At 31.9% G+C, this 20,624-nt stretch carries 24 protein-coding genes; 8 read left to right on the top strand and 16 right to left on the bottom strand.

Features of this window, described 5'->3' with window-relative positions:
• The 4 genes from GBO31_RS05940 (at position 1) to GBO31_RS05925 (ending at position 3,029) form a co-directional block, all read left to right on the top strand.
• Positions 1-870: a hypothetical protein gene (locus GBO31_RS05940; RefSeq protein ID WP_219007411.1), complete on the top strand. Its 870-nt coding sequence runs from the start codon at positions 1-3 to the stop codon at positions 868-870.
• Between the two features lie 36 nt (positions 871-906).
• Positions 907-1,854: a tetratricopeptide repeat protein gene (locus tag GBO31_RS05935; RefSeq protein WP_219007410.1), complete on the top strand. Its 948-nt coding sequence runs from the start codon at positions 907-909 to the stop codon at positions 1,852-1,854.
• Positions 1,855-1,905: 51 nt separating this feature from the next.
• Positions 1,906-2,547: a hypothetical protein gene (locus GBO31_RS05930; protein WP_219007409.1), complete on the top strand. Its 642-nt coding sequence runs from the start codon at positions 1,906-1,908 to the stop codon at positions 2,545-2,547.
• Between the two features lie 80 nt (positions 2,548-2,627).
• Positions 2,628-3,029 (top strand): hypothetical protein, encoded by a 402-nt coding sequence (locus tag GBO31_RS05925; protein WP_219007408.1) that lies wholly within the window; start codon positions 2,628-2,630, stop codon positions 3,027-3,029.
• 20 nt (positions 3,030-3,049) lie between these two features.
• Here GBO31_RS05925 and GBO31_RS05920 read toward each other — a convergent pair whose 3' ends face one another.
• A complete protein-coding gene (locus GBO31_RS05920; protein ID WP_219007407.1) occupies positions 3,050-3,568 on the bottom strand; it encodes a YkgJ family cysteine cluster protein in 519 nt (172 codons plus the stop codon).
• A 52-nt stretch (positions 3,569-3,620) separates the two neighbouring features.
• Here GBO31_RS05920 and GBO31_RS05915 point away from each other — a divergent pair, with 52 nt between their 5' ends.
• Positions 3,621-4,343, top strand: coding sequence for a class I SAM-dependent methyltransferase (locus tag GBO31_RS05915; protein ID WP_219007406.1), 723 nt, complete (start codon positions 3,621-3,623; stop codon positions 4,341-4,343).
• Here the strand turns inward: GBO31_RS05915 and GBO31_RS05910 are convergent.
• Positions 4,321-4,851: a DUF2059 domain-containing protein gene (locus GBO31_RS05910; protein ID WP_219007405.1), complete on the bottom strand. Its 531-nt coding sequence runs from the start codon at positions 4,849-4,851 to the stop codon at positions 4,321-4,323. The genes GBO31_RS05915 and GBO31_RS05910 overlap by 23 nt on opposite strands.
• 43 nt (positions 4,852-4,894) lie before the next feature.
• On the opposite strand from GBO31_RS05910, the gene GBO31_RS05905 reads away from it, so the two are divergent.
• Positions 4,895-5,665, top strand: coding sequence for a hypothetical protein (locus GBO31_RS05905; RefSeq protein ID WP_219007404.1), 771 nt, complete (start codon positions 4,895-4,897; stop codon positions 5,663-5,665).
• Positions 5,666-5,668: 3 nt separating this feature from the next.
• Here GBO31_RS05905 and GBO31_RS05900 read toward each other — a convergent pair whose 3' ends face one another.
• The 3 genes from GBO31_RS05900 to GBO31_RS05890 form a co-directional block, all read right to left on the bottom strand.
• Positions 5,669-7,294 carry an amidohydrolase gene (locus GBO31_RS05900; RefSeq protein ID WP_219007403.1) on the bottom strand — a complete coding sequence of 542 codons (1,626 nt, stop codon included), beginning with the start codon at positions 7,292-7,294 and terminating at the stop codon, positions 5,669-5,671.
• Positions 7,295-7,436: 142 nt separating this feature from the next.
• The gene (locus GBO31_RS05895) at positions 7,437-7,949 is read right to left on the bottom strand and encodes a hypothetical protein (RefSeq protein WP_219007402.1); all 513 of its coding nucleotides are present in this window, start codon (positions 7,947-7,949) and stop codon (positions 7,437-7,439) included.
• A complete protein-coding gene (locus GBO31_RS05890) occupies positions 7,927-8,487 on the bottom strand; it encodes a hypothetical protein (protein ID WP_219007401.1) in 561 nt (186 codons plus the stop codon). Before GBO31_RS05890 ends, GBO31_RS05895 begins: the two co-directional genes overlap by 23 nt.
• A gap of 189 nt (positions 8,488-8,676) precedes the next feature.
• Between GBO31_RS05890 and GBO31_RS05885 the strand changes: the two genes are divergently transcribed.
• A complete protein-coding gene (locus GBO31_RS05885; protein ID WP_219007400.1) occupies positions 8,677-9,552 on the top strand; it encodes a helix-turn-helix domain-containing protein in 876 nt (291 codons plus the stop codon).
• Positions 9,553-9,679: 127 nt separating this feature from the next.
• Entirely contained in the window at positions 9,680-10,315 is a 636-nt protein-coding gene (locus GBO31_RS05880) for an NAD(P)-dependent oxidoreductase (protein WP_219007399.1), read from the top strand.
• Between the two features lie 105 nt (positions 10,316-10,420).
• Here GBO31_RS05880 and GBO31_RS05875 read toward each other — a convergent pair whose 3' ends face one another.
• From GBO31_RS05875 to GBO31_RS05825, 11 genes are all read right to left on the bottom strand, one after another.
• The gene (locus tag GBO31_RS05875) at positions 10,421-11,257 is read right to left on the bottom strand and encodes an SDR family oxidoreductase (RefSeq protein ID WP_219007398.1); all 837 of its coding nucleotides are present in this window, start codon (positions 11,255-11,257) and stop codon (positions 10,421-10,423) included.
• A gap of 10 nt (positions 11,258-11,267) precedes the next feature.
• The gene (locus GBO31_RS05870; protein WP_219007397.1) at positions 11,268-11,753 is read right to left on the bottom strand and encodes a DUF1772 domain-containing protein; all 486 of its coding nucleotides are present in this window, start codon (positions 11,751-11,753) and stop codon (positions 11,268-11,270) included.
• A gap of 4 nt (positions 11,754-11,757) precedes the next feature.
• Positions 11,758-12,162: a hypothetical protein gene (locus GBO31_RS05865; protein ID WP_219007396.1), complete on the bottom strand. Its 405-nt coding sequence runs from the start codon at positions 12,160-12,162 to the stop codon at positions 11,758-11,760.
• A gap of 90 nt (positions 12,163-12,252) precedes the next feature.
• Complete coding sequence (locus GBO31_RS05860; protein WP_219007395.1) at positions 12,253-13,104, bottom strand: helix-turn-helix domain-containing protein; 852 nt, start codon at positions 13,102-13,104, stop codon at positions 12,253-12,255.
• Positions 13,105-13,216: 112 nt separating this feature from the next.
• Complete coding sequence (locus GBO31_RS05855; RefSeq protein ID WP_219007394.1) at positions 13,217-14,128, bottom strand: helix-turn-helix domain-containing protein; 912 nt, start codon at positions 14,126-14,128, stop codon at positions 13,217-13,219.
• 9 nt (positions 14,129-14,137) lie between these two features.
• A complete protein-coding gene (locus tag GBO31_RS05850; protein ID WP_219007393.1) occupies positions 14,138-14,650 on the bottom strand; it encodes a hypothetical protein in 513 nt (170 codons plus the stop codon).
• Positions 14,651-14,660: 10 nt separating this feature from the next.
• Positions 14,661-15,611: an SDR family oxidoreductase gene (locus tag GBO31_RS05845; RefSeq protein ID WP_219007392.1), complete on the bottom strand. Its 951-nt coding sequence runs from the start codon at positions 15,609-15,611 to the stop codon at positions 14,661-14,663.
• A gap of 217 nt (positions 15,612-15,828) precedes the next feature.
• On the bottom strand, positions 15,829-16,182 hold the full coding sequence (locus tag GBO31_RS05840) for a hypothetical protein (protein ID WP_219007391.1): 354 nt from the start codon (positions 16,180-16,182) through the stop codon (positions 15,829-15,831).
• Complete coding sequence (locus tag GBO31_RS05835) at positions 16,175-18,598, bottom strand: penicillin acylase family protein (protein ID WP_219007390.1); 2,424 nt, start codon at positions 18,596-18,598, stop codon at positions 16,175-16,177. The genes GBO31_RS05840 and GBO31_RS05835 overlap by 8 nt, the downstream gene beginning before the upstream one ends.
• Positions 18,599-18,695: 97 nt before the next feature.
• Positions 18,696-20,099, bottom strand: coding sequence for an AraC family transcriptional regulator (locus GBO31_RS05830; protein WP_219007389.1), 1,404 nt, complete (start codon positions 20,097-20,099; stop codon positions 18,696-18,698).
• A gap of 81 nt (positions 20,100-20,180) precedes the next feature.
• Positions 20,181-20,582 carry a hypothetical protein gene (locus GBO31_RS05825; RefSeq protein WP_219007388.1) on the bottom strand — a complete coding sequence of 134 codons (402 nt, stop codon included), beginning with the start codon at positions 20,580-20,582 and terminating at the stop codon, positions 20,181-20,183.
• Between the last annotated feature and the right edge of the window lie 42 nt (positions 20,583-20,624).

The raw sequence follows: 20,624 nt of genomic DNA, 5'->3' as shown, positions 1-20,624 counted from the left end.
ATGAAAACCAAAAATATAACCACCATAAGTAGTAACCTAAAGCTTATATGTTTAATGATAGTTGGTTTTAGCACTTTCGTATTTCCCCAAGATAAAAATCATGTAGATAAATCCATAAATCAGGAAGAAACAAAAAAGTTTTTGTGTGTGGAAATATATGGTGAAAAAGGCAGTAATGTCAAGGTACGATTAAACGATATTCCTGTTTGCGAATTATTAATTAAGAATGAAGATGGCTCTGGTAATGCTTTTACCTTTGCCAATTTTTATGCAATCCCAGATATCAATACATTATCAGTATATCCTTTGTCTAAAAAAGGATCCGCAACTATTCGCTTGGCAAGGTATAAGAAAGGTGATATTACGGGAGAAAATAATGGAGAAACATTAGTGAAAATTGAAATTGAAAATGATGACACTCCTGTTCATAAAAAGATAAAACTATCTCCAAACAGACAAAAGTGGTCATGGATGGAAACCGATCTAATCACCAATGAAAGTAGTAAGAAAGAAGCTATTGCATTTGCAAAATCATTTTATAAAACCATGCAACAAAGCAACGTTGAAGAAATGGCTGCTGCTGCAGATCCCATTATAGGATATGAGGCCTTATCCAAACCTGAAACTTCCAAACAAGAACTCATTAATCAATGGACCGAAGGTCTGAAAATGGTTTTTACTGATCAAAATACATTTGATGATATTAATTCAATCTCCATCAAATTAACTCCTATTGCAAATGGTAAACTATTTAGAGTAACAAGAGCAGATGACAGTCCATTATTTTGTACTTCTAATGAAAATGAATCCAATATAGGGTTTAAAGATATTATTGGCCGTAAAAACGGAGTTTGGAAATTTTATCATTGATTTTAATTGTCAGACAAATTAACATTTATTAAAAATATGAAGGATATAAAAAAATTAAGAAAGTTGTCCAAATCATTCAGAGAACATATTGGACCTCATCGAATCGAAATCTCTAAAAACAATGATTGGCAAGGTATTTCAGGTAACCAACCTATATTCTTTTTTGATTTTTTTGCCATTGGAAAATCATTGCGATATTCCATAGTTTCATATATCTCTGAACTATGTGAAATCAATATATCTTCAGCAGATATAGTTTGGGTAGATGGGCAAGATCAATTTTTAAGAGATGGATTGTTATCATTCTGGTTCTGGAACCAAAACGATTTAATTCCGTTCGCTTTTATCGGTAAAGAAGCACATAAAGGTCCTTTTCATCCAATTGATGGTGTGTTATTTCTAAATACGAATACGGGAAAAGACCTTTCTACAATGGAAATCCTGCTGTTAAGTACGAAAAGAGAACATAAGCTAACACGCGTTGCAAACAAACTAGATGAGCTGATTATTATAAAAACAAGTCCTGATCGTGAACAATCCGAACAAATTAAACAGGAAGGAAATGCCTTATTTGGTCAAGGAAATTTTGATGCTGCTGCAAAGAAATTTTATGAAGCTATGTTAGTCGACCCAACAAATCCAAACCCCTACAATAATATGGGAATGATTACTCAAGTTGCTAACATCATGCCGAAACGAGGTGAGTTTTTCGTACAACTTTCTTATCTAGTGGATTCAGCATATACCAACGGAATGAGAGGTTACAGTGGATATCCAGCAAGTCAAGGTAACTTCAAAAAATCTATCAAATTGATGAAGAAATGTATAGATATAGAACCTTCTGCCCAGAATTATGGAATTCTAACTAGATTCTACTTTGACTCAGGGAAATATAAAAACGCACAATATAATGGAAAAAAAGCCTTACAATTGGATCCTGATCATCCAGAGGTACTTGATATCATGGCTAAACTTCCAATATAATATTTTAATATCAACATTTAATTTTAATACAATTAATTAAAATACAGCATTATGTGGCAACATCTTATCGATAAACAGGATAAAAATATAATACGAGAGCATCTAAGTTTTATGATCAAAAACAAAGAAGATGAAAAAATCCTAGATCTTATCATCGCTCAATTTTTAAAAGCAGAAATTGATAGTAATAAGCTATTACTTACCTTTAGAAGCGAAGCGTATGATGAAGAAGTGGTATTAGAATGCAATGCACCATTTGAAACTGAAAAAGGTCCAAAATCTTGGATTGAAGTTTCAAAAGTTCATAACGGAATATCTTGGGAATCATTAGGTGGAGGATATCTTGGATTTAATGGAATTCAAGAAGGAGGATCTGCAATCGAACAAAGTTGGGAATATTACTTTTTAGAAGAAGCTGAAGAGGAAAATGAAGAATTCATTACTTCCTTAAAAGATAACGGTTATGGTATTGAAGATACCGAAGGAATTATTGATTACGGACAAAATTGGGTTATTGCACATCCAGGAAAAATTAACCAATTAGGAGAGCCTACGCTGTATTTTGTATCTCATGGAGATTGTGAAGCTGTGCTTATTGAAGAAGCACAAAACTTAGAAATGGGACAAGTTTTACTAAGAGTAATCGCAGAGTACATTCTGGATGAAGATTATTTTGAAGAAACATATAATTAGAATAGAAGATAATGCTCAGAATAAATCTTCAAATACTTATATTACTCTTTAGCTATTTTTCGTATTCACAAAATCAATCAATGGAAACCGAACCTACAAAAAAGAAATACGGATCAATTATTAAAATAAAGCTCAAGAAAAAAGTAATCTTAGAAGATGATCTATGTATCTCCTTAGAATCATTCTCTCATAAACACTCGGTAGATCGTACGTTCACGAAAGCTTCTGCATATCTCGTTTTATCCATCCACAATGATCAAACAGAAAGACTATTATCCACATATAGTAATGATCATTTAAAATCTGAGGAAGAATTAAATTCTTTCGAATATACCAGAACAATAGAACAAGAAAATGGAATGATAGTTTCCGCAACTTCACAAAATAATGATCGATTTGTCTTTTGGAAGAATTATCAAATTCAACTAAAAGAATTTGAATATGATGAATACATTAAGATTATAGTTACTAAAAAACAATAATAATTATCTACAGTTTTACGTTAAGTTCGTTTATTACTCTTGTGTTCTAAAGGCATTGTCGCTTTCATCTTTTCGACAATGTTGTAAGCAGCAGGGCAAATCGCTACGTTATGCATTGTTAAATTAGAAATCTGATAAAACTTTTTGCGATCTGTATGAGGGAACTCTTTACAGGCTTTGGGTCGCACATCATAAATCAAACAATAATTATCATGGGCTAAAAAAGCACATGGTGTTTGTTTCAATACAAAATCTCCATCTTCATCTTTTCTAAGATACTGTTCCTCGAACTGATACGATTTCATTTTTAGATGCTTGGCGATTCTATCCACATCAATATCCGTAAAAAGTGGACCTGTAGTTTTACAACAATTGGCACACTCTAAACAATCCGTTTTTTGAAACTCTTCATCATGCAATTCCTGCATAAACTGATCTAAATGTTTTGGTGGTTTCTTTTTCAGTTTCGCAAAATACTTTTTATTCTCGTTCTGCTTATCTTTGGCCAGTTCTGGTAATTGATCTATGAATTCTTGCATAGTGCAAAATTACAAATTATGAACAACGAATTTTGAATTGAGAACTATAATCATGAGCAAAGATATTTTTGGAGAAGCGATCAAAGATTTTTATCAAAATCAATATAAAGAAGACATTGTAGTAAAAGCTCCAGACTTTGACGATGATATCATACCAATTCCTTATTTGTTTAGATCCTATGAAGAAATGCCAATACTAGAGCAAAAAGCATTAGATCTTGCTTATGGAGAAGTGCTAGATGTAGGTTGTGGTGCTGGAAGTCATAGTTTATTTCTTCAGGATTATAGAAAGTTGGAAGTCCATTCCATAGATATCTCTAAAGGAGCGATAGAGATTTGTAGAAAAAGAGGAGTTGCTAATGCTTCGGTTCAGGATATTTTAAAATTAGAAACGAAACAATATGACACACTGTTGTTTTTAATGAATGGAAGCGGAATTATCGGAAAATTACATGATATCGATTTGTTCTTTACGCATTTAAAAAAATTACTAAAACCTGGTGGGCAGATCCTTATGGACTCCTCAGATATCTCTTATTTATTTGCAGACGAAGATGGTAGTTTTTGGGTAGATACCTCTAAAGGTTATTATGGAGAAATGCAATATCAATTGAAATATAAGAATTTGGAATCAAACTGGTTTGATTGGTTATATATCGATTACAACACCTTACAAAACGCTGCTAATGCAAATGGATTTCTTTGTGAGCTTGTTACACAAGGAGAAAACAATGACTATTTAGCAAAATTAACTAAGGCAATTGATACCCTTTAGATTTCAACTTTTTTACGGTTTGCTCATATAAATCCCTACTCCATTGCTCACTTACTTCTGCTACCATTGTTCGTAAGGAATTGCTTTGATTTTGTACTTTTTGCCCAACTTCAGAAGTGAAAAAATTCGATAACTCCACTTTTTGACGATCATTAAGCTGGGATCTATCTTTTACCATTTGTTGTCCAGTTTCTGATTCATAAAAACCAATTAATTGCTTAATATCTTCATGAGTAAAATTACTTCGATATGCAGATACTAATAACGATTTAATGTCATTTATGGACTTTTTCTTGTCTACTTTTATCTCTTTCCAAACATTTTCCGGAATCTGTTGCCCACTATATTGCTGTTTCAGCAGTATAAACATTTGATCAATCGCCTCATCATACTGCTGTTCAGTACCGTTCAAAGAAAAATATCTCATGGCGTCTTCATGGTATGATCTTTGTGCAAAATTTGCCGTAACTGTTAAAAATAACGTTAAAACAAAAACTAAATATCTCATAAATTCGTTTATTTACTAACTACCTCTGGAAAACCAATTTTTTATGCAAATTACAAAATTCTTAAGCATTCTTTTCTTCGTATCATTTTTAGTCGTTGGATGTTCTGATGATGATGAAAATAATTTTGTACTTGATACCGAAACTGGTAATACAAAAGCACTAGGAACTTCCGCGAATGATTTATTAAGTGATACAAATTTTAGAGGATTAACTGTAGAAATTATTTCCGTAGAAGGATTTGCACCTACTACTACTGCAATAAACTCATTTAGAAACTTTTTGGAAGATCGATTGAATAAACCTGATGGAATTACCATTAATCAGCGTACAGTACCTTCTTCTGGTTTAGCTCCTTTTAATATTAGTAAAATAAGACAAATTGAAACTGTAGAAAGAACCTTGTTTAATGAAGGTGATGAAATTACAGTGTATATCTATTTTGCAGATGGCAGTAATGAAACCGATAATAATTCCAAGGTAATATTAGGATCAGCTTATCTCAATACTTCTATAGTTATATATGAGAAAACCCTTCGTGAGTTGAGTAGTAATCCTCTTGCGCCAATGTTATCAACCATAGAAGCTGCCACTTTGAATCATGAATTTTCTCATTTGCTAGGATTAGTAAACATCGGAACCCCATTACAATCACCTCACGAAGATAGTTTATCGCTAGGGCATTGTAGTTCTGAAAATTGTTTAATGCGAGCAGCCATTGAATTTGAAAGTGGAATGATGGATCTCATGGGAAATGGTGTTCCAACTTTATGTCCAATATGCCTTGCTGATTTAAGAGCAAATGGAGGAAAATAGGTTTTAATATACCTTTTCTCCTCCTAAGTATGTCGCATTTACCTTAATATTCGGAATTTTATCTTCATTCACTTCCATGATATTTTCTTCCAGAATTACAAAATCTGCAAACTTACCAACGGTAATACTTCCTTTTTCATTTTCTTCAAAATTACTGTAGGCGGCCCAAATCGTCATTCCTTTTAGAGTTTCTTCTCGGGTGAGTGCATCTTCTTTCTGAAAACCACCTTCTGGATATTGTTTTAAATCTTTGCGAGCTACTGCTGCATAAAACGTATAAAACGGACTCACGTTTTCTACAGGATAATCCGTTCCTAATGCCAATTTACCAGTTTTGTTAAGCAATTGTTTATATGCATAGGCTCCCTTAATTCGTACTTCACCCAATCGTTCATCTGCCCAATACATATCACTAGTGGCATGCGTGGGTTGTACACTCATTACCAGATTATCGTTAAGAATTTTAAACTCTTCAGGAGCTACTACTTGTGCATGTTCTACGCGCCATCTTCTGTCACTTTTATTTTTTAACACATCATAATATGTATTCATTACAACCGCATTAGCAGAATCTCCAATAGCATGAGTATTCATCTGAAAAGGAGAAGCGGCTAGTTTTTGGGCTAATTCTTTAAATTCTTTAGTCCCGATTACCATAGCTCCATAATGATCATGTTTATCAGAATATGGTTTTTTAAGTACTGCTCCTCTAGATCCTAATGCCCCATCAGCATATACTTTAAAAGAAGACACATTAAGTTTTTCAGTTTTATAAACTCCCTTTTTTAAGTAATATTCCACATATTCTGGTACATTACTAACCATCGTATACATCCTGATTTTTAAATCTTCCGTTTTTTGTAAACTATCAATTACAGAAATCACTTGCGGACTTAATCCTGCATCATCTACCGTCGTTAACCCATAACTAAAGTTAATTTTCTCAGCATCTTTTAAAGCAGTTACTTGTTCTGCAATGGTTGGTTGTGGAAAAATAGCTTCCACCAACTCCATCGGATTATCGATTAATACTCCAGTTAGTTTACCTTCTTTTTGGATAATTTCTCCACCAGCAATTTTTGTATCTAATGTGATCTTCGCTAAATCTAAAGCAGCCTGATTTGCTAACATTGCATGTCCATCTACTCTAGTAATCGCCACCGGTGTTTCCGGGAAAAGACTATCAAGTTTTTCCTTTGTTGGAAATTCTTTTACTTCCCAATCATTTTGATCCCAACCACGACCTGTAATAAATGGTACTTTTTTCTCTTTCTGAAAAGCTATAATACGATTTAAAACTTCTTCATAACTAGTAGTACCAATAAGATTTACCTTTTGTTGTTGTAGTCCTAATCCATAAAAATGACAATGTGCGTCAATTAATCCTGGAAGGATAGTTTTTCCTTGCGCATTAACAGAATCTGTGAAAGTATATAACTTATTTAGTTCTTCTAAGCTACCCACAGCAACAAACTTACCATTTGTAATAGCAAAAGCCTCTACCTTAGGTTTGATATCATCTACCGTATAAACATTCGCATTAAAAACAAGCAAATCTGCTGTTTCTTTAGATGGTTGGCAAGAAATAAAAAGAAAGGTACTGACAATGAATAATAGTACTTTTTTCATAGTGTGTTGAGTTTGAAATATGATGTGTAAGTGGTAAAAATAAAGATAAAAATACTCTTAAAGTGGTTTTATTGTTTTCTTAACTTTTGTTATAGGATTCAATAATTGATTCTTTTAAATTCAATTTATAAAACAAATTTGATCAGAACTCCTCTTCTACATCTTCTACCTCTTCAATTATATCTCGTTCATCCCAATACTTTCCTTTTTTAAAATTATCTAAAATACGGATAGATTTAGGAGTAGTTTCAAAATCTTCAACAGTAAATTCAAAAAAGAAAAAACAATCACAATCGGCTAAAGTGTAAGAAGTTTCTATCTCATAAAAAACATTGTTTTTCGTACTATCGATTCTCACTGTATCGATGTCATGTGGTCGATCTAATTCTAACACTAAAGTATCTGAATCATATATCATGTCTCTTAGATACCCTTGTTTCCAAGAACAATTCACAATATGTCCTAATCTTACATATAAATCCCCATTTCTAATTTTATTCAATCGTACTCCCATAGAATCAACTCCACAATCCTGTTTACATTCGGAAACTTGAAAATTCTTAGTTCTCTCTAGTAAAGATTTTGGTTTTGTACATCCCAAAATAAATAAGGCAATACACAAAAAATAAAGACTATTCTTTAATACTTTCTTCATACAATGCTATTGCTTTAAGATAATTGATAGCTCCATTCATTGTTAAATCATAAATAAATCCATCAAGTTCAGGATGGTTTATTTTAATCCAACTTACTAAAGAGTCTCTTTCCTTTTCCCATATTGACCAATCCGCATCGATACAATCTAAATTTTCAAATTTGGTAAGCTTATTACCTTCAAAAGATATTTTATGTTTACATGTCAACGGGTTATTTTTTAAAAACTTAAATCTCGGTGAATGAACTTCTACAGTTGCAATAATATCACTTCCTGATTCTTGTATATCTATTACTTTATTTGTTGGTCGAAAAACAGAATCCCATTTAAAATGTTCATGAAAAGTAGGATGCGTGTATCCCATGATATAATCCCCTTCAATAATCGTAATACTATCTGTAATTAGTTCCATTACCTGATTATAATCTGAGGTATTAAAGGCTTCATAATACATATGCACCTTTTCTATTCGATCATCTTTTTTATGACAACCAACAATCAAGAATAAAATAAATAATACAACTAGTATGTTTCTCATGACCTAGACTTTAGATGAATATTTCATCTTATCAGTATTAAAGAGCTATAAAATGTTACTCGGCTGCTAAAATTTATGAAATAAATATAAGACGTTAATAATTGTATTAAAATAATAGATCTTTCATTTTAAAAAATTAACTTGTTGATTCTTCTATAAGAATAGCACATTTATTTGAACTGAAAACCGATGATAGAACGATTTTCATTAGAAAAATTAAAGGAAACTTTTGCAGATAAAAGTCTAATGAGAGATTTTTATTTACCACAAACTCATGAAAATTTAAGAGTACCTACAGAACCTTATAGATCCGAACTATTCGGTTTTAGTTTGTTCTATAAAGGTGAGAGTAATTTAATAGCCGATTTGAAAGAATATGAAGTAACGGCTCCTTCTTTAATAATGATGAGTCCTTCTGTGATTAGACAATGGACTATGAAAAGTTCTAAAATTTCCTGTTATACATTTTTTTTCAAAGAATCCTTTCTTTTAGAACATCTCGGAAACAATTCAATATTTCAGAAATTTCTGTTTTTTAAACAAGATGCTACTCATGTTCTTCAAATCTCTGAAGAAGACTATACTATATTGAGACCAGCCTTTGATGATTTGCTCCATGTAAACAAAAGCAATACTATTCATAAAAGAGAAATTATTAGATATGGAATTATAACGTTGTTATTCAAAATTGCCAATATTTATAATCAAGCTACAGAAGAATTATCTATTAGAAAAGATTCATTCGTAACCACGGTAGAAAAATTCAAAAGTTTAATAAATGCTAATTTTATTGAGGAGCGTTCGGTTCAATTTTATGCTGATCAAATGCATATCACTGCGAAACATCTATCCAAAGTAGTGAAAAACAAAACTGGACATTCTCCTTCCTTTTGGATTAACAAAGCTATTATTTTAGAAGCAAAAGCTTTATTGCAAAATTCATCATTATCTATTTCGGATGTAGCCTATAAACTACAATTTGATGACCCATCCAACTTTAGTAAATACTTCAAAAGAAACACTAATCATTCTCCAAAGTCATATATCAAATCGTTAGATTCTTAAAATATTTATTTCAAGGAGAAATATCTACCTGAATAAGCGAATTATCTACCTAAACCTTGGATTATTCTCGGCATATCTTTGGATCATAATTCAAAGAAAAAAATTAGTAATCCTAAAAATAAGAAAAATGAAAATTGCGTTATTTGGTGCTACAGGAGGAACAGGTTTAGAATTTTTAAGACAAAGTAAAAATTACAATTTTGATATTACTGCTGTAGTAAGAAGCCCGGAAAAATTAGGAAATGAATTTCCAAACTTAAAGATCATTAAAGCTTCCATTGATGATACTCAAGTTTTAAAAGAACATGTAAAAAACTTTGATGTAGTGATCTCACTAGTTGGTATTCCTGGAATTTTACAAGCTAGAAAACCTAATGCCTTATATGAAAGAACAGCCAATGCACTCGTAAAATTGGCTAATGAAAATCATATAAAAAGACTAATTACTATTACGTCTGGAGGAGTTATTGAATCTCCAGGAGAACCTTGGYTTTTTAAATACTTACTAAAACCAATTTTCCTAAACAAAATGTACGATGATATGAGAATAATGGAGCAAATCATGACAACCTCTAATATCGATGTTACTATAGTAAGACCTCCTTATCTCACCAATGGTAAATTAACTAAAAAGTATCGTGTTACAGATCAAGGTTGGTTTGAAGATGATAAAGATCTTTCTAGAGCAGATCTTGCACATTTTTTACTCGAGAATGCTAATAATCTATCTATGGCAAATCAGACTATTGGAATATCTTATTAAGCTAAGAATATACAGCAAAGAAAAGACTGGAAATCATCCAGTCTTTTGCTACATTAAAACCTATTTTATTTAAAAATAAACCTCAAAACCTTACTTCAAATAGAATTATACAGTCGCTACTTGATTCCAAATTCCTGTTTTGGCAGTTTCTTGAGCATATGCCAAAAATGTTTTGGCTTTTCTTCCCAAAACTCTCTGGATATCATTAACTACTTTTTGATTTTCTGGATTGGTTAAAACATGACTAAATAAATACTCTATTAACCAAATGACATCATCTGGCACCTGCATTTCTTTCATCCCAGCAGTGTACTCTTCTAAGGAGATGTTGTAAAGGTTTAGATTTCTATTGGTTGTTTCTGAAATCATAGTAACGATATCTCTAAAAGTAATCAATTCTGGACCCGTTACCTCAATAATTTCTCCGTTGTAGCTATCATCTAGTAAAACGGTTGATGCTACTTCTGCAATATCATTTGCATCTACAAATGGAATTAAAACATCCGACAGAGGCAAAGCTACTTCACCCGATATAATCGGCTCTAAAAAGAAACTCTCACTCCAATTCTGGTTAAACCAAGAAGCTCTTACAATGGTGTAATCCATCCCTGAATTTATTACAATTTGTTCGCAAGCTTCAGCCTCAGTTTCACCTTTTCCAGACAGCAATACCATTTTTTTAACTCCCATTTCTTTTGCCAAATAGGTTAAACTTTGTATAGCTTCTTTTGCTCCTGGAACCGCGAGATCCGGATAATAAGTCACATACATTCTTTCGATACCATTTAAGGCTTTTACCCAAGTTTCTTTATCATCCCAATCAAAACTTGGTGAAGCTTTTCTGGAACCAATTCTAGGTTCAATTCCTTTTTTTCTTAATTGCTCTACTACTCGGCTACCAGTCTTACCGGTTGCTCCGATCACTAAAATATTTGTTTTCATACGTTGTTGTTTAAAATAATTTTTGAATAAATGTTGCTATCAGTAAAAGGATAAATGAAATCAGTCCTGAAACCGTTCGGATATTGTGGTAATAATTCCAGGAACGTTCATAATATCCTCTAAAATTCTTTAGTTCTAATGTGCTTAGTTTTGCAATATCCAATGCATCTAATTGATTGTTTAAAGGGACATTTCCAAAAGCAGTAATTCCAAAGGTTCCTATTAGATATACTATTGTTGAAGCCAACACAAACCAGAAGATTGGTTTTATATTAAAATACATGAATGTAGTTATCATCAATGTAATTAAGCTGCCAATAAATACTATAAAGAATACTGGATTCAGGATTTCTCTGTTGATATGCTGCATGGTTTCCAAGTATGTAAAATCACTAACTTTTTTTGTTCCTAAAATCACAGAAACTGACCACGAAAAGAAAAATCCAGCAGAAAGTGCATTCAATACAACCGTTATAAATAAAACATAGGTTTTCATCTTATTATAACTTATTTAATGTTGCGGTTTTTTTGGTCAAATAACTTCCGTAATACCATACAATGAAATAGAATTCAACTAAAATGGTATAAAACATAGGATCTCCAAAAAACTCTGAATAACTACCTCCATAAGTCATTATAAATACAGGAACTGTGATGAATACATCTAATACAGTCGCTACAATTACAAAGGTTAATGCTAGAACTGCTGGTTTCATATATCCATTGGTATAGAACCAATACGTTCCTAAACAAGCACTCGGAATAATTGCTAATACCAAAACGATATTGGATTGTAATTCTGGATTTTCTAAAATGGGTATGTAAAATGATAAGAGATAAAAACTAACGCCTAAAATCCAAACCAATATGGCGCATACAATGCTAAATAATTTGTTGTTAATCATAATTGTTGGTTTTAAATTATGACACAAATCTATAGCAACTGTAAACCAGCTACTTATTCCAAAAGAATTATGATTTATTCGAAAAGAATTCTATACTTGGCTAGGTCTATAACCAAACTTTTTTTCGAAGGCATTAGAAAAAGAACCTAAACTATCATAGCCAACAGCCCAAGCTGCTTCCTGAATCGTTTTTTGTTCTTTCTTGATTAAATTGTAAGCTTTCTTTAAACGTTCGTTTTGTAAATATTTAAAGACTGGAACACCAAATTGAGCTTTGAATTCCTTTTTCAATTTATTCGTATTCGTTCCAATCTTATGCGCCAACTCCGTTAATGAAGGTGGATTTTCTAAATCAGCTATTAAAATTTCTTGAGCTAGATTGATTTTCTCAAGTTGGGAAGCATCTATTTTAGTGGTTTGCTGATTGGCTAATTCTCCAAAATAATGGGATAATAAAGCGGTCATATGACTTTTATAAAACATCATTTTTAGTTTGCCTTCATAGGAATTACTAAAAAATTGTTCTACTAACAGAAACATTTCTGGATTCATATGAAATACAGGACCTTCTACATAATGATCTTTTGGATGTACTAGTTGATATAATAATTGTTCTAGAAACTGCCCTTCGCCATTAGGCAACTTATCCATATTTCYAATGGTAGTTGCTATTACTAAACATTGCAAAGGTTTCTGGTCCGAAACTTGATGCTGAAACTCTACTTTTTCATCCGCATAAAAGGATAACACCATTCCTTTTGTATGATGGAACTCTTTAGTTTTTCCGTCGTATTTTACTGTAAGTCCAACATCTCCTGCACCATAAAAGGCAATTGCTATCACAGGTTCATCAAAGAAACAAGAATCAACCAATATTTTATCTGTAGAAGCTTCTTCTAACAGTATAATACAATCATTGATGTTGATCATTTCCYGATTCATGAAAAACTATTTAAATTCTTAAGCATTGATACAATGCCATTTATTTTATAGTATTTAAACTTAAAAATAAATTTATGAAGACTCAAATGATAAATTAAATTTTTTTGTCCAATTAATTCATTTTATACTTTTCTCTATATGCAGATGGGCTCATACCTTCTTTCTTTTTAAACAACCTTGAAAAATATTGGGGATATTCAAAACCTAAGTCATAGGCTACTTGAGAAATACTTTTATTAGGTTTCAATAAAATATTTTTTGCCTCATCTATTAAATATAACTGTAAGTGTTCTGTAGTGGTCTTACCAGTTTCTTTTTTAAGCGTATCACTAAGGTATCGTTGTGACACAGATAATTTTTCCGCTAATTGTTCGATGCTTGGTATACCCTTTTCTTCCAATTGTCCTGATTCAAAATACCCTGATAATTGTTGGTTAAATTGCTCCAACAAACTATTAGAAAGTTCTTTTCTATGTAGAAATTGTCTTTCGTAAAAGCGATTAGTATATTTTAAAAGTGTGCTTAATTGCGAAATGATAATCTCTTTACTAAATGCATCAGGGTTATTATGATACTCTACTTCAATGTTTTCTACAATAGATTCTATGAGTTTTTCTTCTTTTGGAGATAAATGTAAAGCTTCATTAACAGCATACGAAAAAAAGCCATATTTCTTAATCTGATGGGCTATTTCAGTACCTTTGATAAAATCCTTATGGAAATTTATAGAAAAACCTTTTTGTTCAAAAACCACACTGCTATCCCATTGCAAAACTTGTCTTGGAGCAATACAAATTAAAGCTCCATTTGTAAAATCATATTTTGTTCGCCCATAATTCAAGTCCCCTTTCACAACCTTCTTTAAACTTATTGTATAACATTCATTAGTGATCGGTGGAGAACTCTTTCTTGGGCATGGTAGGAAATCTTCTTTTGTTGCCATTAAAACGCTCAACATAGGATGCTCTGGAGAAGGAAGTTCCATATACCCTAAATATTCTGAAAGTGTTTTGAAGTGCTGCATAGTACCTATTTAGCTTTTTAGTTCTTTTTGCGCAGAAACCAGTTCTTTATTGTAAGCTTCAATTCTAGCATTAGCATTACTATCTATCAATAAAATAATTGCTAATAGTGCTATGGCTACCATACTACCAATCCTCCAACTAGGTCTATCAATAAAGATAATTAACATTGCTGCAATTATAATCATCAATGGAATAATTTTAAAAACTATTAATTGATATTCTTTCATTGTTTTTTCTGTTCGGGTAATTTCCGATTGCACAAATCCCAAAGCATCACTCTCATATGCTATAGGAAAACTTGAAATTCGGGATGTATTAGAGTACACTAACCCGCACCCAATAATCAAAAGTAAAATTCCTGCGACTAATGTCGGCACCATAAAAGCCTTAGCAAACTCAGATTTTCCTAATTGCCAAAAACCTATAGTTGCTATTAAAAATAGGACACCAAAAAGAATAAAAAATGCTGATGAAAAAACTTCAGCTTTTGCCCAATTAATTGATGCTTTTAAAATTTCCATATCTCCAGATTTAAAAATTCCACTTAAAATTAGTTGCTTTTTCTGATACTTCCCACAGCTTTTCTGCTACTGTTTTATCTTTTGCATGAGGTTCTAATGTACATTCTCCCACTGGACCTGTCCAATAATTTCTACCTGTAGGTCCGTAAAAACCATTTTGATCTAAGTTTGGTTCCGTTGCACACATCAATTCTGGATATGCACCTTTTTCGGCAGACTGTACTAATGGCGATAGTTTCATTAATTGCCAAATGAAACGTGTAAGTAAACTACCATTAGTTTTTATTAGTGATGTTCTAGAAGCACCTGGATGACAAGCATAAATCTTAACATTAGGGTTACTGGCTTTTTTTAAACGATCTTGTAATTCATAAACACACATGATCTGAGCCAATTTACTTTGACTATATACTCCATTAGGGCTGTAGTTCTTATCCCAATTCATATCATCAAACTGAATAGTTTTAATACCTAAATTATACCCCATACTCCCTACCACTACAATACGTCCTTTGGATTCTTCAATTCGTGAGTAAAGTAATCCTTGTAGTAAAAAATTACCATAATGATTTACACCAAGTTGACTTTCAAAACCATCAACAGTTAACTTTTGTTTCGGAACTTGTGCAATTGCAGCATTACATAGTAATGCATCTATATGAGGAACAGTCTTCAAAACTTCATCAGCTGCATTGCGAACGGAAGAAGGACTTGCTAAATCAATTTGTATATTGGACACGTCTATAAAATCCCCCAATTCTTGCTTTAAAGTTGCAATAGTATCCTCTGATTTTTGCGGATTTCGGTTCAGCATTACAACTTTTGCTCCTTTTGACAGCAATATTCTCGCAGCTTCATACCCAGTACCACTCGTGGTACCTGTTATGACATAAGTTTTGCCGCTTAAACTTTTAATTCTATCAGGAGTCCACCCATTTCTACCAAATTCTTTTGTATTCATTTTCTAGTTTTTTTACTTAAAAGAATACTACAAAGATAGGTGTGACAAGACGCTAACTATTTATACTAAATTTCGAATCTTGTATATTTTTTAGGCTTGCTTCAATTCAAATTTACATTCAGTGATCCGGTTTATGATCAAATTAATAAAGTAAGATTATTCAAAAGGGGTAAGCTTTATTTTAAGAACAACGGTAAAAAAACTCTAGATAGATTTACTAGTTCTTATTAAACGTAATGATCTGTTTACCAAAAATAGCACTAAAACCAGCTGCTAATCCTCCAATTATTCCAGTAACCAAAATCAATAGATATGGATTACCTCCTATTTGTAACAACTGAGCTATTCTTTTTGCTAAGGTAAAATCATTCGCATTACTTAATATGAAACAATAAACCGCCCAGAATACTAATATTGCTAAAAAGGGAACAAAAAAAACAGCTATCTTTTTTAAAGGTATAGTTATAGATGTAATCAAAGCTGCAACCATTACCGACCACCATGGTAAAAAAAGAGATAATATGAATCCTAATATGATGGTAACTATAAAATTGATAATATTCTTATTCATGATTAGCTGGGATTAAAGTTTGTGTACCAATGATTGCATTTGTAATTTCATCAGATTGTAAAAAATTAAGGTTGTAATATTCTCCGGCAGCCCAGTCATCGATAAAATTATCATAGTATTTACTACCAGGATTTCCTGATTGACCACCAGGATATATCCCTAAAGCAGTTGGTGGAGAAGTCATCTCTACAATCATTCTCCAAGAAGGTCCATGATCTTCAGAAGTAGCATTTACAATATTACGATCACCACCAATAGGAATATCGAATCGAGAGAATGCTGGTAAGCTTTGTAATAAATGTCCTGCATAAGTACCCTTATAATTTGCCCATGAATAATCTCCCTCTTCTTCTTTTATTTCCTTCAAACGTTTAGCCGCTTCTTTAAATGCTAATAGAAATAGATCTTTAGAAGTCTCTGTTTTATCTTCTGTTTCTTTGACATCCATAAATTCATGGTTACCACAATTCTTTAACAAATAAATAGTTTGATAGGTGTAAGGAGTTGTCAATGCTATATCTTCTACATCTAATTCGTCCCAAAGCATTCTATATAATTTACCATACCATTGCCTCCAGATACTTGGACCAACTTCGTTAATATCATTATTAAAATTCCAGGCTTTAATTTCTTCGTAAATAGCTTTTTCATCAGCAGATAAGGATGAGGTTTCCATATGTTCTAACATATGTGGAACTAATTCTGCAGCCTTGAGGTTGTAATTATTGTTATGAAGATTCTTAAAATCTTGTACACTAAATTTCTCTTTTGAATTAAAAAAATCATTAATCACTCGGTTTCTGTAGGTTTCATAACCATCATTAAACACGTAATAAGGATAGTTTTCATCTACAGGATGTTGATTGGCAGAACTCACAAAACCACGTTCTGGGTTTTTGGTATGGGCATTGAATTTCTGTGGAATAAAAGATTGCCATTCATTTTCAGGATTACTCCCATCCATTAAAAATTTTCCCTGTCCTTCCCATTTATTCGCAAATTTTCCTTGTATCCATAGTGCTATATCGCCTTCTGTTGAGGCAAATACAAAATTCTGAGCAGGCGCATTCCAATACTGTAAAGCATTAACATACTCATCATAATTTTTTGCCTTATTAAGTTCTATAAATGTTTTTTGATTATTACTTCCATCGTGTGCTATCCAACGCATAGCATAACCCGAACGCTGATTCTCAGATTTAAAGTTTTTATCATAAACTACAGGTCCGTGATGTGTATACAATATAGAATCTTTATAACTTTCTTTACCTTTTATTTTAATATCTTCTACCCTTACCGAAACATCTTTCCATTGGTTATCATATTTGTATTTCGTTCGATCCTCGTTAAACTCAATTTTATACCAATCAATAACATCTCTTGTGGCATTAGTTTCTCCCCAAGCGATATACTGGTTAAACCCAGAAATAACTCCCAATGCTCCTGGAATGGTTGCTCCAAAAGCATTATGATCTGGTGTGCTTAATTGCATTACAAACCATATCGAAGGCAATTTAAGACCTAAATGTGGGTCATTGGCTAATATTGGATTGCCAGTAACCGATCTTGCCCCAGAAACTGCCCAATTATTACTTCCATTATCAGGATGTGGCTTTTCAATGGTTTCTGCAATTGTATCTAATACCGCTTGGCTACCTGGCAACTTAGTCTGCGGTACATCTATAAAACTCCAATCAGTTTCCTTAGGAATAACCGGTTCTGTAATATCGAAAAAATCGGGAAAGAGTAATTCAAAATTTTCTTTCCCCACAAGACGTAATACATTAGTATATTCTAAATCATCATCATACCCCGCAAGCATTTTAGTCATATACATCAATAGCAAAGCTGTTTTTTTCGGAGTCCAAGTTTCTGGTTTGTAATCCAACAATTTATATTCAACAGGATAATTTTCTGGAGTTAATTGATCGATATACGCATTTACTCCATCAGCATAATTCTGAATAAAACCTAAAGTTTTAGTATCGTATTTTTCCATGTATGCCATTACTTGTTCTGCTCCATACCCCATACCACGTCTTCGTTCTGATCTATCATAATCCAACGCTCTTTCTCCAAAAAGTTCAGATATGCGTCCTGCAGCAGCATGAGTTTGAAACTCTAATTGCCATAAACGATGTTTTGCTGTTAAATAGCCTTGAGCTTTGTATAAGTCTTCTTCGTTTTGTGCAAAGACATGAGGAATCATAAATTCATCATAGTGTACAGTTATCTTATCTTTTAATCCTGGTATTATTACTTCACCCTTTATGGATTCGTTTGTTTCGTTTTGCCAAATTCCAGAAGTAGGATTTAAGAACTTACCTAATGGTGGAATGGCACCAAGTTGTGTATTTAATGCGTAAAAAATTCCAATGGTGAGTACAAAGGAAATGAGAAGTTTAAAGTATTTCATTAAGTGTATCGTTATGAGTACTTAAAAATACCAAATATTATTTTAACATAATCAAATCAATAAAAACCTATAGGTTTTTAGCCATATCCTAATTGCTTCAAAACAAAAGAATATCATTTAGTTCTTTTATAAACTTCATTGTTTCCTGTTCAATATTCTTAATCAAACCTTTCTTATTATTAAAATTCGGTTCTTTTATGATGATATGATCCATAATTGATAAACTACTATCAATTGATGCTGCTAAGTGATACTTATCCCAGTCACTATCTTTAAAAAGTCTCCAATATTTTTTTCGAATACTTTTATTTTGCCCCGATAAACAAATGGAGAAATTCAAATTTTTATGGCTTAAAACAATAACGAATTTGAGTTTTTGTTTTTTCAATTCTTCTGTGGTTAAAGAAAAGTAAGAATAATCAGGACTGCCTTGATAGACATTCCCTAACTTAAAATACGTTTCATATTCTTTACTAAAAAAAGATCTCATTTCTTTCATGAATCCTATTAGAGAATGATAATCTAATACTTCTGCAGATTGCTTATTTTGACTTTGATTATCGGATAGAGCAATATCTTCAACTTTATTTAGTCTAACATTTTCCGTTTTTTCTATCGGAATACATATGTCTACTATAAACTTTTGTTCTGGATGCGAAGTATGATCATTATGATACATTTCAAAAAAATCTCCATCTCTAAATTCATAGCCATTTTCAATGACCCAAATGCACATATTTTTCCAGGCTTTTGAAATTTCTTCTGCTTTAATTTCAAAATGCCCAACTATATAAATTCCCTTTTCTAAAGTTATTTGTCTAATTTCTTCCTCTGGGCTAAGATCTTCTTTAATCGTTACACAAGTACTGAATCTTACTTTTGGTGTTTCCGTAACATTAGGATTATCATGATATAGCGTGATGGCTTTAAAATTTGAAGTATGCAATACGCCTTTTTGATATCCCCATTCCATAAGTTTTTGAAACATATTACCAATTTCATCAAATTCTCCAATATGAGATATACTAGCTAGCTTTAGTTCCGGAATTTCTTTAATTGTTATTTGTGCATTCATTTTCATCCATTGTTTATTATTATCAATAGAACAAATGTATTTTTCAGATGAAAAAGGTTCTATACCAATCTTGCTAAGTATCGTTTTTCCCTTAGATCTAAATTTTGTGGGGCTAACGCCATAATACTTTTTGAAAGCTCTTGAAAATGAGCTATCACTATTAAAACCGTATCTATAGATTACATCTTTTAATTGGATATTTGGTGTTACTAAAATAATGGAAGCAATACGTTCAATTCGCTTTCTGATAATGAATTCATTGAGTCTTTCATTTACTACTGCTAAAAAAACTCTATGAAAATGAAACGGTGAATAATTGGCCTTTTTAGATAAATATTCAAGAGACAAATCCGTATCAAGGTTGTTTTCAATAAAATCCAAGACAAAATTAATTCGTTTAAGATATTCTTGTCTTGTTTCATTCATTACATTCAAATTTTAATAACTTTTTGATATACACTTATCTTTAGATATAGCCCTGATTTACTAGACTTTCCATAATTGCTATTAAGATTTCAGCACTGCTGGTTCTTTAGAGATTTCTTCATAAGAAATAATCTTAGCTAAACCTACCCCACCAAAAACTAAGCGTTTTGTTTCAAACTTAAATTTGATAGTATAATTCTTTTGTTTCATCGTTATTGGGCTTTCGGGATGAAGTTTACTAAAGTCAATTTTATTTATGTATAGGTATGTAATATCTTTAAAATCATCTTTTAAGAATATTCTCTTTTTCCCCAATAATGATTCGAAAGAATATCTCAAAAAATCGTCCTGACCCAAATCGATCATTTTATATAGAACTTCAGATTCGCCTTCTATTTTTTGCGAGTATACTAGTCGATATCTAAACACAACTAGCATACATAAAAGAGTAAATACAAGTATGGTATAGAGGATAATTTCCATTACTATTTTACCGCTGATTAAGTGATTGCCAACTATTCAAAT

This window comes from Aquimarina litoralis (genome assembly GCF_019295435.1).
GTDB lineage: Bacteria > Bacteroidota > Bacteroidia > Flavobacteriales > Flavobacteriaceae > Aquimarina > Aquimarina litoralis_A.
The sequence above is the reverse complement of the archived record's forward strand: the minus strand, read 5'-3'. Positions and strand labels throughout refer to the sequence as shown.